Raw genomic sequence first — 14,593 nt, forward strand, 5'->3', positions numbered from 1 at the left:
CATGATTCAAAATACGAAATGCGAATGCGGACACCAGAATCATGTCGGCACCCTGCTGTGCGAGTCCTGTGGCAAGCCGCTTTCGGATGAAGGCGGCAGCGAACCGCTTGAGATGCGGTACGACGGGGTCGCCCGGCGATCCCAGCGCGCGAATCCCGGCGTGCTGGACCGGGTGTGGAATTTTTTCTCGTCCGTCAAAATCGCCGTTTATCTCATCGCGATTACGTTACTGGGCTCGATTCTGGGGACTATATATCCGCAGGAAAATACGTTTCTAAACATCGATCCTGCGGTGTATTATAAAGAAACATACGGAACGATCGGGTACATTTATTATTTGCTGGGGCTGTCGCATACGTTCGAATCCTGGTGGTTCGTTACACTGCTGTTCATGATTGGCACGTCGCTCGTCGTTTGCAGTCTGGACCGCGTGCTGCCATTATACCGGGCGCTCAATAAGCAGCAGATTCGCAAGCATTTAAGCTTCATCACGCGTCAAAAGGTGACCTTTACCGGACCGCTTCCGGCCGCTGCCCAGGGCTCGGTACAAACGCCGGAAGCTTGGACGGAGCAGGCGGCGGAGGTGCTTCGCAAGCAGCGCTACCGCGTGCATACGGACGGCACGGCGCTGCTGGCGGAGAAAAACCGGTTCAGCCGCTGGGGACCTTATATCAATCATATCGGGTTGATTATTTTTTTGGGCGCTGTATTGATGCGAAGCATTCCGGGCTGGCACATGGATCAGCATATGGCTTTTCCGGAAGGCAAGCTTGTCAAAATTCCCGATACTCCTTATTATTTGAAGAACGAAAAATTCACGCTGGAGTTTTACAAGCCGGAAGAAATGTCGGAGGGCTTCCGGTCCAAAGGGCAGGACGTTCCGAAGGTGTACGAGACGAAAGCGGTGCTCTACATGTGCAAGGCGGACTGCGACGATCCGGCGAAGGAGCCGGTGCTTGAAGAAGTGCACCGCCAGGATATTGTCGTGAACAAGCCGTTGGATTACAATGGATTACTCGCGTATCAATTCGACTTCAAGCCGTCTCCGACGCTGATATCCGTCAAACCGACGCTGAAAAACAAACAAACCGGCGAGACGTTCGGAAGCTTCGAGCTGCCGATGAACAAGCCCGCGGAATCGTATAACGCAGGTCCTTACCAATTGAAGCTGAAGGCGTATTTCCCCGAGTTCGCTTTGGACGACAAGGGCTTGCCGATGACCAAGTCCAACGAACCGAAAGCTCCGGCGTTCGTATTCGCCATTTCGGGACCGGGCTTGAAGCCGGAAGGGGAGCTTTATTTGTACTTCCCGCGTCAGGTGGATAAAGTCAATTTCCGTCAAGACGAAATCAATGGAGCGCTTGGCGCCAAGCTGGAGCTGACCGTTGGTTCGATGGCCGATGTGGCCATTTCGGACTATATCAGTTACTTGAATATCCGGGTCGACCGGGCAATGCCGTTTATCTGGGTCGGCGCGGCCATTTCGATGATCGGCTTGATCATGGGCTTTTATTGGCACCATCGCCGGATCTGGCTGCGCATCGATAACGGACAGCTTGCGCTCGGCGCTCATACGAACAAGAACTGGTACGGCATCCGGAAGGAAGTGACCCGGGTTTTGACGAAAACGGGAATCGACATCGATCCGAAGACGCTGGAAAGAAAGGTGATTGAAACGTGAGCAGCACGTTTTTGCTGATTGCTTTTATCGTGTACGCCCTGGCTCTGCTCGGCTTCGTCATAGCCGTTACCGGGAAAAAATCGGTTCAGGAGGCGGACCCCGAAGGGTTCGCCAGACGATGGGGCTTCATCGGCTTCATCCTGACCGTGATCGGATTTTTGTGTCACGTGACGTTTTTCTTTACGCGCTGGGCGGAAGGCGGACATATACCGACGAGCAACATGTACGAATTCATGACGTTCCTTGGGATGATGATCGTGCTCGCGTTTCTCGTCGTCTACTTGATTTACCGCACGCCTACGCTTGGCGTATTTACGATGCCCGTATCGATCATCATCATCGCCTACGCTTCGGTGTTCCCGCGCGAAGTGCAGCCGCTCATTCCGGCGCTGCAAAGCTACTGGCTCAAAATCCACGTGACGACCGCGGCTCTCGGAGAAGCGTTTTTCGCCGTCGGGTTTGCCGCAGGCTTGATGTATCTGCTCCAGAACGTCAACTTCGCGGGAACATCCAAAGCGGACCGCAGAGAGCAGCGCGGGGTCGAGTTTACGATTTTTACCTTGCTCATGACGATCGCGTTCGTTGTTGCCATTTTCGGCTTTAGTGCGGCCGGATATAAAGCGAAATTCGCCAGCGACGTTAAGATGACCGATATCAATAACGTCGAGCAGGTCGTTAAGCAAAACGTTGAGTACGTTTTGCCTCCGATTGTAAAACCGTATCAGAGCGAGCAGTTGGAAATGAAGCCCTTTCTCGGGATGACCGGGCCGCTCTTCGAAGCTCCGTCCTGGATGGAGGGGGCGAATGCCGGGCGGAAGCTCAATACGGTGATATGGTCGGTCCTTTTGGGCGCCTTGTTGTATGCGCTGATTCGTCTTGTGGTCCGCAAGCCGTTAGGCCGGGTGCTTCAGCCGACGATCCGAGGGATCGACTCGGAGGATGTGGATGAAATCGGCTACAGGGCGATTGCCATCGGCTATCCGATCTTCACGCTTGGAGCGCTCATCTTTGCGATGATTTGGGCGCATGAAGCATGGGGACGCTTCTGGGGCTGGGACCCGAAGGAAGTGTGGGCGCTGATTGTCTGGCTGTTTTATGCGGTGTACCTGCATCTTCGTCTTTCCCGCGGCTGGCAGGGCAAAAAATCCGCCTGGCTGTCCGTGATCGGGTTTCTTGTCGTCATGTTTACGCTCATCGGCGTAAACCTGGTGATCGCCGGCTTGCATTCGTATTCCGGCGCGTAAACCGGCACAGCGACAGCATGCCGAGTTTCAATAAACGGTCGTTAATCTCAATTGAAAAGAGGTTCAGCCATGAGCGAGACGAAGTTGAACATATTGGTTGTAGATGATGAGGAACGGATTCGCCGCCTGCTGCGGATGTATTTGGAGAAAGAAAATTACAGCATTGACGAAGCCGAGGACGGCGAATCGGCGCTGCGTAAAGCGCTGGATCAGGATTACGACCTGATTCTGCTCGACGTGATGCTGCCGGGCATTGACGGTAACGAGGTATGCGCCCGGCTGCGCCAGGTGAAATCGACGCCGGTCATTATGCTGACGGCCAAAGGCGAAGAAACGAACCGCGTCCAAGGCTTCGAGTCGGGAGCGGACGACTATGTGGTGAAGCCGTTCAGTCCCCGCGAGGTTATTTACCGCGTCAAGGCGATTTTGCGGAGGTCTTCGGTCACCGCGTATTTGTCCAAAGAAGTGAATTCGAGCAACAATATCGTGTTCCCGAATCTGGTGATCGAGCACGACGCTCACCGCGTCACGGCCGGAGGACAGGAAGTGGCATTGACTCCGAAAGAATACGAGCTGCTTCATTATTTGGCGGTTTCGCCGGATAAGGTATTTTCCCGGGAGGAGTTGCTCAAGGACGTATGGAACTACGAGTTTTTCGGTGATTTGCGCACGGTCGACACCCATGTGAAACGGCTGCGCGAGAAGCTGAATAAAGTGTCGCCGGACGCCGCCTCCATGATTACGACCGTTTGGGGCGTAGGCTACAAGCTCGAGGTCCCGAAATAACGTGTTTATTTTAAAAAGCGTTGTCGGTAAACTGTGGATTACAATTATCGGGCTGGTTGTTGTCGTTTTATTGACGCTCAGCCTTTTTTTGTTCCGATATATCGAAACGTCGTTTCCCAAGTCGAAGGATCAGGCGGAAACGCTCACGAGGCTGGCTGTCAAGGTGGCCAATGAAATTTCCTTGCATAAGGAAGAACGGCGGTATTTGCAGGTTGTCAATGAACTGCTCAGCGCCCAAGGGGCGAGCATCCTGATGGTGACTGCCAATTTCGAGCAGATCGATCCGCCGTTTGCGCAGACGCAGGACAAGACGTTCCGTTATACCGATTTCTTCACGAAAGCGGACTTGCAGAAGGCGTTCGCCGGGCAGTCGGTCGATAACCGCAATACGAGTTCGGGCCTGCCGCGCGCGCCTTTGAGCAATCAATACACAGCCGTAGCCGTGCCTTATATGAATGAAGGCCAGACGCAAACCGCCGGAGCGCTGATCCTGTATCAGCTCACACAATCGGCGGAGGAGACGCAGGCTTATGTCAAAAAGCTGTTCGTTGTCGTCGGCGTCGCCGGCTTTCTGATGACGACGTTCTTCGCCTTCTTCCTGCTGACCAAAATTACACAGCCGCTGCTCCAGCTTAAGAAGGCAGCTGATCTGATCTCGATGGGCGAATACGATACCCGCGTGCCGATCACGTCTTCTGACGAGCTGGGCGAGCTGGGCAAAACGTTCAACCATATGGGAGAGAAGCTGTCGGATACAATCAAAGCGCTAAGTCACGAAAAAGAGCACTTGGCCAGCGTGCTGCGAAGCATGGGGGATGCGGTGATTACGTTCGACGCCGACGGGAAAGTCATTCTGACCAATCCTCCGGGAGAAAAGGTTGTGCGGGATTGGAACGAGATTCATTGGACGGACGACTGGTCCGGTCAGGAAGAAAGACGGATGCTGCGGAAGGCGGAAACGGTCCCCGAGCCGCTTCAACCGTTATTCCAAGGAGTTATTTCTGAGGCGAAGGAAATGACGGCGAAGCTGCATGTTCAGAGTGAGGTATGGTCCATCGTGATGGCGCCGTTGTATTCGCGTGAGCTTGTGCGCGGGGTTGTCGCCGTTATGCGGGACGTCACGGAGGAATTCCGGCTCGACAAGCTGCGCAAAGATTTTGTCGCCAACGTGTCGCACGAGCTGCGCACGCCGCTTTCGATGCTGCAAGGCTACAGCGAGGCGTTGATCGACGACATCGCGGCAACACCGGAAGAACGCAAGGATTTGGCGCAGGTCATTCACGACGAGTCGCTTCGTATGGGCCGACTGGTCAAGGATTTGCTTGACCTCGCGAAGATGGAGACGGGCAATGTGGAATTGAACTTTCGCGAGCTGGAAGTGAACACGTTCTTAAAGCGGGTACACCGTAAATTCGCCGGCTTGTCCAAGGAACACGGCATTACGATGACCTGCGTCCTGCCCGAGGAAGAGCTGGTGCTGTACCAGGCCGATGAAGACCGGATGGAGCAGGTGCTGACCAATCTGCTGGACAATGCGATCCGGCATACGCCGCCGCAATCGGTTATTCAGCTGAGCGCGGCACGGACGCGGTACAAAGGGGAAGAAGCGGTATTGATCGAGGTGGCGGACCAAGGCTACGGCATTCCGGCGGAAGACCTGCCCTTCATCTTCGAACGTTTCTACAAGGCGGACAAAGCCCGTACGCGCGGAGCTACCGGCGGAACGGGCTTAGGGCTGTCCATCGTAAAAAATATCATAGAAGCCCACGAGGGCACCGTTCATGTCAAAAGCCAGCCGGGGCAGGGGACGACATTTTCCATCACGCTTCCCTGCAAAACGGTGTAAACCCAGACAAAAGCCTCCGATTCGTCATCGGAGGCTTCTTTCTTTTTGTAGAACGAACGTCTTTTTTCTTGTTGTTCGTGAAACAATTGTGGAACGTTCGATATCCGATTAAAGCGTCAACTCGCGAGCATGGGTCAATTCCGGAAGCTGAATGAGGCGGTCGAGCACTTCCTTCGGCGTTTCTTTATCGGTAGTCAGCACCATGATCGCCGAGCCGCCGACCACTTTACGTCCGACCTGCATCGTCGCGATATTGACGCCGTTGTCGCCAAGCAGCGTTCCAACTTTGCCGATGATACCCGGCTTATCGTTATGCGAGATCAGAAGCAGATGGCCGGACGGCGCGATATCGACGGGAAATTGGTCGATCTGAACGATCCGCTCGCCGTAGCCGGACAGCAGAGTGCCGGCAAGCACACGTTCTTCTTGCTTCGTTTTCAGCGTAACGGAAACGAGGTTCGTAAAGCTCTTCGCTGCGGACGACTTTTGAATGACGACGTTGAGCCCGCGCGTTTTGGCCAGATGCATCGCATTGACGATATTCACGCCTTCCAATTGATTGGCGAGAATGCCTTTGACGATGTAGCGGGTGAGCGGCGTCGTATCGACATCAGTCAAATCGCCGGAATAGTTAACCACGATTTCGCTGACCGGCCCGTCGATCGTCTGACCGAGGAAGACGCCGAGCTTCTCGCCGAGATTGAAATAAGGCTGCAGCGCATGGAGCACGTTAGCCGGTACCGGCGGCATGTTGACGGCGTTCTTGAACGGCTGGTCGCGCAAAATGTGAAGCACTTCCTCGGATACGTCGATCGCGACGTTCTCCTGCGCTTCGACCGTCGATGCGCCGAGGTGCGGTGTGACGACAATTTTCGGATGGTTCAGGAACGGATGATCAGCAGCCGGAGGTTCCTTCTCGAATACGTCGAACGCCGCTCCGGCGACGATCCCTGCATCGATCGCTTCGACAAGCGCCATTTCGTCGATAATGCCGCCGCGTGCACAGTTGATGATGCGCGCGCCTTTTTTCATCAGCTCAAATTGCGGCTTGCTGATCATATGGCGTGTTTCGTTGGTCAGCGGCGTATGAACCGTAATGAAATCCGCTGCGGCACAAATGTCGTTCACGGTACCGAGCTTCACGCCGAGCTTTTCCGCACGCTCTTCGGTCAGGAAAGGGTCATAGCCGAGCACTTCCATCCCGAACGCTTTGGCGCGTTTGGCAACCTCGCTGCCGATGCGGCCCATGCCGAGCACGCCGAGCACCTTGTTGCGGAGCTCCACGCCGACGAACGTTTTGCGGTCCCACTCGCCGCCGACGGTTTTCTTGTACGCTTGCGGAATTATACGAGCGACGGACATCATCATCGCGAATGTCAATTCGCAAGTGGCAATCGTATTGCCATCCGGCGCATTGATGACGACGATGCCGCGCTTCGTCGCCGCCTCCAGATCGATATTATCGACGCCTACACCGGCGCGTCCGACAACTTTCAATTTGCTGCCGGCGCCCATAATGCGTTCGGTTACCTTCGTGGCGCTGCGCACCAATAAAGCGTCATAGTCTGCAATAATCGCTACAAGCTCGTCTTCGGACAATCCGTTCTTTTTTTCCACCTCGACATCTGGCGCGTCATACAACAGTTGAATCCCCATGTCGCTGATTCCATCCATAACTAACACTTTGTACATTTTTCCCAGACCTCCATGAAGTAAATTACGAAAAAAACACAAAAAACTCCCCGCCCCGACACGACTAACGTATACAAGGGACGAGGAGCTGATTCTCGTGGTACCACCCTACTTCGCTGTGCGCTCACGCGCAACAGCCTCATGAGGTCTGCGATGAACAGACCGGGAAAAATAACGGTTTCCGGCCGGCTGCGCCTACTGTAATGTTCGGCACAACAACTCAAGAGTGCTCCGCATATCGAATTCGTCCGGTTCGCACCGACCACCGGCTCTCTGATCGATTCGGGTTATGCTTGGCTCCGTCAAAGTTTGTTACAGGTGAAATTTTTCATTAGCGTAACATGACCATTTCGACATTGTCAATAGGCAGCCCACCGATTTGCAAATCCGAAATATTTGTGAAACCTAAATTCGCCGTGCTAAAATAAACCGTGCGACCTGCATGAAATTATCGTACAGCGAAAGGGGCATTCATCATGTTCGAAAGCATAGAGCCCGAAGCGTTCCAGGCAAAAACGGACAACGGAGAGTTGGGGGACGCGCTGATGCTCGACGTCCGGGAACCGTACGAATGGGAGTATTATCATTGGGAACAAGCACAGCTGATGCCGATGAACAGCATACCGGGAAGGCTAGCCGAGCTTCCGATGGATCGGACGATTTATATCGTTTGCGCCCACGGCGTGCGAAGCGCTAACGTGTGTTACTATTTGAAGCAGAACGGCTTCGACGATGTCATTAATGTCGAGGGCGGCATGGCTGCGCTCGCAGCCCTTCGCGGGTTCCAGTACGATTAACTGGTGCGGCAAAAAGCCACGAGTACGGGGACCGGACATCGTGGCTTCGGAAGCCTGCGTATTAATTGGCAGTGAAAAACGGAAGCTGCGGCAACGTTTCATTGCCGTAATATTTGTCTTTGTTGCGGATAAAATCGCTTTTGCGAACGGCATCAGTAGCCATCAGCACATCGACGACTTGCCCCACATCGTTCAAATTCATTTTTTGCGTTTGACCGGACTGAATCATTTCGTCGATCCGACTGGTCAGATCCTGCGGGGTGAACGGCTTAAACAGCTTTTTGCCAAGCATCAATTGGGCGACGTATTCGTTTTTCATATTCAGGCTCAGGCCCATCCAATCGTTCAGGGAGAGCGGCTTGGTTACATCAATAGGCTTAAATTGCGGTTTTATCGTAGCATACCATTTGTCGATCGATTCGTAGTAGCTTTTTTCAGCCTTGAGCGCAAATGTCTTCGCTTCGCCGAGATAAGGGTCAGCTTGAAGCTGCGCGATCAGCTCGGCCGCCGGAATGCCGTTTGCCTTGGCCGAATAGCTTTGCAGGCCTTCGCTGAACAGCTTTAAGCTTCTCATGTAGTCTTTATGCGCTTCCTGCAGCAGCGGAGAGGAGCCCGGCATCGATTTTGAACCGAGACTGTCGTAGCTTTCCTGCGCGAGCTTGCTCATTTCCTTGAGAATCAAGGAAGCGTCGGCCGTACGATTCGTCAGCAGCTCGTCGGTTTTCTCAAACCACTTTTTATGAAATTCCCTGTATGGCTGATAAATGGTATGATAGAAAGACACCAGATACTGCTGATGGTAGGCGGTAAAGCTCTTGGCCGCTTCGTTTTGCTTGTTGAGCAGATCTTCGTATTTCAGCGAAGAACGGTCCTGTCCCATTTTTAAACCGAAGAAGAAGGCCCCCGTAGCCAGGACAAGCATGAAAATGAAGGTAACGGCGAATAAGTAGTCCGTTCGGGTAAGCCGTTTTTCCATGATCGAGCACCTCAGATTTCTTAAATTCTATGCTGATAGTATAGGTGAAATTGTCGAAAAAGGGAATCAGTATGAAAAAATTTAACTTTAAGCGGATCAAGCTGCAAAAAATCAATCCGGACGAAATCGACGAGCGTTTACTGCTCATTAACTTGTATGTGACTCAGCTTCTCGTCTTTCTTGCAGCCGTCGTTCTGATGCTTTTTCAGAAACCGGACCTGCGGGCGATGTTTTCCCCGGGGTCGGGCTATACGATCCTGCTATGGGGAGCGGGCTTAGCCGTCGCCGTTCTGCTTGTCGATCTGCTCGTTTCCAGATGGGTGCCTCCCGAAGTGACGGACGACGGGGGCATCAACGAAAAGCTGTTTAAAAACAGGCCTCTTTGGCATATTGCACTCATTTCGCTCATTGTCGCATTTTGCGAAGAGCTGCTGTTCCGCGGTACGATCCAAGCGTGGTGGGGACCGTACTGGACCAGCATCCTGTTCGCGGCCATTCATGTCCGCTATTTGCAGCACTGGTTGATGACGGGACTTGTCTTCAGCATCAGCTACGGGCTCGGCTGGATTTATATTCGGACCGGGTCCTTGTTAACACCGATTATCGCCCATTTCCTGATTGATTTCGTCATGGGCTGCATTCTTCGTTACAGGAGAGAAGAATCATGAACAACAAGTATCTGCAACCTCCGTACCGACCGAAGGAAGAGGCCGATCATCAACCCGACCCGGCGAAGGAAGAGGGACCCGACGATCATTATTTGCCTCCCCGCAAAACCGTGCATCCGACAGAGAAAGAAAAGTGGCTGCCTTATTTTTATCGGTCGTTGCTGTGGATTTTTATACTCCTTGTTGCAGGTCTTTCCATTTGGGGCTGGAAGCTTGTCATGTTGTAACTTCAATTTCTTCCGGATCAACGAATCCGTAGCCTTTTTCCTCAAGTTGTGTCAAAAGTTTGTCCAGCGCCTCCACCGTCCACGGAAGTTCATGCATTAAAATGTTGCTCCCCGGGTGAAGCTGATTCAGCACGTTGCTGATCACTTGCTCGGGGCTGTTTTTCTTCACCGTCATTTCCCAATCCTTCGACCCGTTGGACCAGGTCATGAACAGCAGTCCCTCTTCCTTGGCCTTGGCCCGAACGTCATCGCTGCCGGACCCGAACGGCGGACGGAAGAAGACCGGCGCTTTGCCTGTCAGCTCTTTGATCGCTTTTTGCACATCTCCGATTTGTTGATTTACCTTTTCTTTGGTTTCCTTTTTCAAATCAATATGATCCCAGGAATGATTGCCGATCGTTTGACCGCTGGAGGCAAGCAGCTTAACGAGCTCGGGCTTCTGCTTGACGCGGTAGCCGTTCAGGAAAAAGATGGCCTTGGCTTTATGCTTTTGCAGCGTATCGAGCAGCGCTTTATTCATCTCAAGGTCCTTCGGGCCGTCATCGAATGTCAGGAGAACGACTTTTTTGGGCGCCCCGTTCGGATCGATCGGCACGATATCGTACGTTTTCGGATTCATCGTATAGCGCTTCGCGGCTTGCTGCTCTTGTTTTTTGACGCCGTCAGCGGTTTTCGTTTTCTCGCCCCCCGCGACCGGCTGCGAAGCAGGCGGCTCCGTTTTGGCCGAGGCGTCAGGCGACGCATCCGGTTTGGCGCCGCAGGAAGTCAGAAGCAGAAGCGCGGCCAGAATAGCAATCCATTGTTTAGACATGTGAAATCCCCTCGTTAGGTTTGGTATGAATCTTTTGGCTTTTCCTTATTTTATCATGCATGATTCATAGGATATAGCGAAAAATAGCAACGAATTAGAAAACAATACGGAGGGATTGGCATGAGATGGGGTGCTTTTCTGTTTGGCGGGCTTGTCGGGGCGACTGCAGCGGTCGTACTAACGGGCAAAAGAAAACCGATGCTGTTCTCCGCAATGACAAATAGCGACGCCATTGGAAGTTTCCTGAACCAGGTCACGGATCGGTCTGACAAAAAAGAAAAGGCTCCAACGGATTCGGCCGAGCCGAACGCCGATTACGGCAAGAGCGCGGCCGACGTGGCGACTTCCGCCGCGGGTCTCGGCAAGGTTCAGGAACTGATCAATCAGGATTCGGGGCTTAAGGCCGCAGTGGACGACATTTTGGCCGGCAACGGGGAAAAATCCGAAATTCGGGCGCATTAAGCGTTCGGTTTGTACGCAAAGACACAACGCCGCCTCCACCAAGAGGCGGCGTATGTGTCTTTTTGTATGAAAAGGGCATTTTTTCAGGCAACAACCGTTCTTTTCTTCACAGTTTGTGATATAATAGACGTAGCATGGCAAACAAGCTGTACCGTTTCCGGGGGGAAAGGCTGGAAGACGCAAATTCGAACGCGTTTTCGAATCCTTTATATGGCGGAACGAACGCGGCTCACCTTTGTTTACCAAACTTCATAAGCTATTTATTATTAGTCGGCAAGGGAGGAATCCAGTATGAAAATGGAGCGTTTAAGTCAAGACAAGATACGGATTTTCCTCACATTCGATGACTTAACGGAGCGCGGGATTCACAAGGATGACATGTGGAGAGAAATCCCCAAGGTTCACGAGCTGTTCAGCGAGATGATGGACCAAGCCTATACCGAGCTTGGCTTCGACGCAACCGGACCGCTTGCCGTGGAAGTCCTCGCCATGCCGGCGCAAGGGATGATGGTGATCGTCACACGCGGCCGAATGAATTTCAGCCAAGGCGACGGTACGTTAGAGGACGAAATGGAAGAAGTGTACGAGCTTGAAGTGACGATGGATGAGACCGATGAAATCATTTACGCTTTCCATGATTTCGAGGACCTGCTCCGGCTTGCCAAAGTCATCAATCCGCTCCTGCTGGACGGAGGAACGTTGTATTCTTATAAAAATAAATGGGTCCTGCTGCTGGATGCCGTTGAGATGGAAGAAAAGCGGCTTCAATCGGTCGTGGCTGTCTTGTCCGAGTTCGGAGAAGCCACATCCGTCACGCAAGCGGTTCTGGAGGAATACGGAAAGGTCGTCATTGAATCCGATGCCGTGAAGGTGCTTTGTTCCAAGTTTTAATTGAGGCTTGTTCAGCTTAACGAATCGTAAGCATTCTCAAAAACAGCATTGTTTTTGCGGGATGCTTTTTTTGCGGGGGGAAGACCGTCATGAGCGAACTACAACACCTTGGCGCAGCCAAGACCGCGTTTGATTTGGAGGAGCTTGTTACCCATTACCACAAACAGCTTAAGGAAGAAGCTTATGCTTATTTGGAGCGGCGGGGCATCCATCAGGAGACGGCGGAGCATTATCGAATCGGTTTTGAACCGGGCAAGTTCGGGTTTTACATCAACTCGGGCAAGCTGGGTGATTTTTTTGAAAACCGCATTATTATTCCGATCACGAACGCGGGCGGGGTTACGGTCGATTTAATCGGACGATCGCTTGACCAGCGCGAGCCGAAATACAAATCGCTGCTCGGAGTGGGCGACTATTTATTCAACGAGCAGATTCTGGAGCAGACGGAGGACGTCATCGTGTGCGGCGGGGTGTTTGATGTGCTCAGCTTGGCTCAAGCGCACCTGCCGGCAGTATGTGTGCCGATCTGGATGTCCTTTAAAGAAATTCATGCGGACAAGCTGCGGGACAAGCGGGTGTTCATCTGTCTGGGCAATGATGAGGCAGGGCGACGGGAAAGCGTCAGAATCCAAGCGCTGCTGCAATCGACGGCAAAGCAAACGTTTATCATGCAGCTGCCTGAGTCGATCCGGGACGTCAACGATTTCTTCGTGCGGGTGCAAAATCCGCTGGATTCGTTCATGCGGCTGTTGAATGAAACGATGGAAGAGACGATGATGCTTCCGATTGCTCCCGACACGAAAAACGTTTCCATATATACCGAAGAATTCATGAAGCGGCATCGCGGACAAGCATCGGGCGTGCCGACCGGTTTCGCCGCGCTGGACGAAGCGTTGTTCGGCGGGCTTCGAAGCGGGCTGTATCTGCTGGCCGGGGCCGCTTCTTCGGGTAAGACGATGCTCATGAAGCAAATGGCGGACCATATCGCTTTGCACCAGACGCCGGTCGTTTACGTATCCTGGGACATGACGGGATTCGAGCTCTGGGCGCGAAGCATAGCCAGGCTCATCGGCACCGAGCCGCAAAACGTACTCACCGGGAAGATCGAGCCGCGGCAAGTGGCCGAAGCCAATAAACGTTATATGCCCATTAGCCATATGCTTTGGACGATCGAATGCTCACTCGATTCCACAATCGACCGCGTCATGTCCAATGTCGAGCGGATTGCAGGGATGTCCGGCAAAACGCCTGTCGTATTCATCGACCATATTAACCGTATCCCGGCAGGCGGACTGCCCAATCCGCCCCGCTCGTCCGCTGAGCACCAGACGACAATCACTTATATGCTCAAGCATTGGTCCAAGGAATGGGGAGGCCCGGTTATTGCGGCTGTTCCTTCGGATATCGGAGATGAGCGTCTACCGGAAGGGGCGGAAGCGTCAGCCGACGTCATTATGCGGCTGAAGCCGGAGCCGGACGGAACGTCCGCTAACGGGATACGCTCGAGCTTGCAGCTTCTGAAACACCGCAATGGGACGCTGGCGACCATTCCGCTGCGGTTTTACGACCAGCAGGCGCGTTTTGCGGAAGAATGAAGCGCCTGAAGTGGGACAAATGCGGAAGTGTATGCCAGAATCCAAGAAATGATGGAAAAAGACATTCAAAATGTCTATAATATTTATAGGATTAAGAAATATCGACAAGCGCCTGCCCGTATCACGGTCGGCATCCGCAAAGTTGCGGGGGCCGGCCGTTGCTGCGGGCGGGTTTAACCTATTGTGATGGAGGGGAGACACTTTGAGCGTCTTAACTGTCCTGACGGCGGCTATAGCGCCGGGTGTCGCTCTGCTGGCCTATTTTTATTTAAAAGACCGATACGATACAGAGCCTATCTCCTTAGTAATCAAGCTGTTCATGTTCGGCGTTCTGATCGTATTCCCGGTCATGGTGCTGCAGCGGGCTCTGGTACATGGGCTCGGCGAGGACCCGTTCGTTTTTTCGTTCCTGACGTCTTCTTTGCCGGAGGAATTTTTTAAGTGGTTCCTGGTCTATTTCGTTACCTACAAGCATGCGTCGTTTGACGAACCGTATGATGGCATCGTGTACGCGGTGGCGGTGTCGCTCGGATTCGCCACGCTCGAAAACGTGTTCTATGCGTTCTTGAACGGATCGAGCTTTTCATCGCTTATGATTCGGGCGTTCCTGCCGGTGTCCGGTCACGCCATGTTCGGCGTCATGATGGGTTACCATTTCGGAAAAGCCAAGTTTACGCCGGAACACACCCGCAAGCATCTGATATTGGCGCTGGCGCTGCCGGTATTTTGGCATGGGGTGTTCGACTATACGCTGCTCTTAAGCCAAGCGTACTGGGTCTGGTTTATGGTGCCGCTCATGAGCTTCTTGTGGTTACGCAGCCTGCGCAAAGTAAACCGGGCCAATGCCAAGTCGCCGCTCAGGGTCGCCGCGCGGGAGGATCAGGTTAAAATTTAGCCGGAATGACCATAATGGATAT

At 53.1% G+C, this 14,593-nt stretch carries 14 protein-coding genes and 1 other annotated feature; of the genes, 11 read left to right on the plus strand and 3 right to left on the minus strand.

The features are described 5' to 3' along the window. Position 1: 1 nt before the first annotated feature. The 4 genes from resB (at position 2) to BLO51_RS00655 (ending at position 5,557) form a co-directional block, all read left to right on the plus strand. Entirely contained in the window at positions 2 to 1,681 is a 1,680-nt protein-coding gene (resB, locus tag BLO51_RS00640; RefSeq protein ID WP_090665744.1) for a cytochrome c biogenesis protein ResB, read from the plus strand. Further along, positions 1,678 to 2,925, plus strand: coding sequence for a cytochrome c biogenesis protein CcsA (ccsA, locus tag BLO51_RS00645; RefSeq protein WP_090665746.1), 1,248 nt, complete (start codon positions 1,678 to 1,680; stop codon positions 2,923 to 2,925). Before resB ends, ccsA begins: the two co-directional genes overlap by 4 nt. A 69-nt stretch (positions 2,926 to 2,994) precedes the next feature. Beyond that, a complete protein-coding gene (locus BLO51_RS00650; protein ID WP_025846431.1) occupies positions 2,995 to 3,711 on the plus strand; it encodes a response regulator transcription factor in 717 nt (238 codons plus the stop codon). A 1-nt stretch (position 3,712) separates the two neighbouring features. After that, positions 3,713 to 5,557: an ATP-binding protein gene (locus tag BLO51_RS00655; RefSeq protein WP_090665748.1), complete on the plus strand. Its 1,845-nt coding sequence runs from the start codon at positions 3,713 to 3,715 to the stop codon at positions 5,555 to 5,557. A gap of 108 nt (positions 5,558 to 5,665) precedes the next feature. On the opposite strand, the gene serA is transcribed toward BLO51_RS00655, so the two are convergent. Continuing rightward, positions 5,666 to 7,249 carry a phosphoglycerate dehydrogenase gene (gene serA / locus BLO51_RS00660; protein WP_090665750.1) on the minus strand — a complete coding sequence of 528 codons (1,584 nt, stop codon included), beginning with the start codon at positions 7,247 to 7,249 and terminating at the stop codon, positions 5,666 to 5,668. A gap of 73 nt (positions 7,250 to 7,322) precedes the next feature. Next, positions 7,323 to 7,564: a binding site (T-box leader), on the minus strand. A 161-nt stretch (positions 7,565 to 7,725) separates the two neighbouring features. Here serA and BLO51_RS00665 point away from each other — a divergent pair. Beyond that, entirely contained in the window at positions 7,726 to 8,046 is a 321-nt protein-coding gene (locus tag BLO51_RS00665; RefSeq protein ID WP_090665752.1) for a rhodanese-like domain-containing protein, read from the plus strand. Positions 8,047 to 8,107: 61 nt separating this feature from the next. Here the strand turns inward: BLO51_RS00665 and BLO51_RS00670 are convergent, their stop codons facing one another. Next, a complete protein-coding gene (locus tag BLO51_RS00670; protein ID WP_090665755.1) occupies positions 8,108 to 9,022 on the minus strand; it encodes a hypothetical protein in 915 nt (304 codons plus the stop codon). A gap of 71 nt (positions 9,023 to 9,093) precedes the next feature. On the opposite strand from BLO51_RS00670, the gene BLO51_RS00675 reads away from it, so the two are divergent. Both BLO51_RS00675 and BLO51_RS00680 read left to right on the plus strand, forming a co-directional pair. Next, positions 9,094 to 9,690 carry a CPBP family intramembrane glutamic endopeptidase gene (locus BLO51_RS00675; protein ID WP_090665757.1) on the plus strand — a complete coding sequence of 199 codons (597 nt, stop codon included), beginning with the start codon at positions 9,094 to 9,096 and terminating at the stop codon, positions 9,688 to 9,690. Then, positions 9,687 to 9,917, plus strand: coding sequence for a hypothetical protein (locus tag BLO51_RS00680; RefSeq protein ID WP_090665759.1), 231 nt, complete (start codon positions 9,687 to 9,689; stop codon positions 9,915 to 9,917). The genes BLO51_RS00675 and BLO51_RS00680 overlap by 4 nt, the downstream gene beginning before the upstream one ends. Here the strand turns inward: BLO51_RS00680 and BLO51_RS00685 are convergent. Then, entirely contained in the window at positions 9,907 to 10,728 is an 822-nt protein-coding gene (locus tag BLO51_RS00685; protein ID WP_090665761.1) for a polysaccharide deacetylase family protein, read from the minus strand. The genes BLO51_RS00680 and BLO51_RS00685 overlap by 11 nt on opposite strands. A 120-nt stretch (positions 10,729 to 10,848) precedes the next feature. On the opposite strand from BLO51_RS00685, the gene BLO51_RS00690 reads away from it, so the two are divergent. From BLO51_RS00690 to prsW, 4 genes are all read left to right on the plus strand, one after another. Then, positions 10,849 to 11,190 (plus strand): hypothetical protein, encoded by a 342-nt coding sequence (locus BLO51_RS00690; protein WP_090665763.1) that lies wholly within the window; start codon positions 10,849 to 10,851, stop codon positions 11,188 to 11,190. Between the two features lie 291 nt (positions 11,191 to 11,481). Further along, positions 11,482 to 12,081 carry a genetic competence negative regulator gene (locus tag BLO51_RS00695; protein WP_090665765.1) on the plus strand — a complete coding sequence of 200 codons (600 nt, stop codon included), beginning with the start codon at positions 11,482 to 11,484 and terminating at the stop codon, positions 12,079 to 12,081. An 89-nt stretch (positions 12,082 to 12,170) separates the two neighbouring features. Continuing rightward, on the plus strand, positions 12,171 to 13,676 hold the full coding sequence (locus tag BLO51_RS00700) for a DnaB-like helicase C-terminal domain-containing protein (protein ID WP_090665767.1): 1,506 nt from the start codon (positions 12,171 to 12,173) through the stop codon (positions 13,674 to 13,676). Positions 13,677 to 13,878: 202 nt separating this feature from the next. After that, positions 13,879 to 14,571, plus strand: a complete 693-nt coding sequence (prsW, locus tag BLO51_RS00705) for a glutamic-type intramembrane protease PrsW (protein ID WP_090665769.1) — start codon at positions 13,879 to 13,881, stop codon at positions 14,569 to 14,571. Positions 14,572 to 14,593: the final 22 nt, after the last annotated feature.

Source organism: Paenibacillus tianmuensis (assembly GCF_900100345.1).
GTDB lineage: Bacteria > Bacillota > Bacilli > Paenibacillales > NBRC-103111 > Paenibacillus_G > Paenibacillus_G tianmuensis.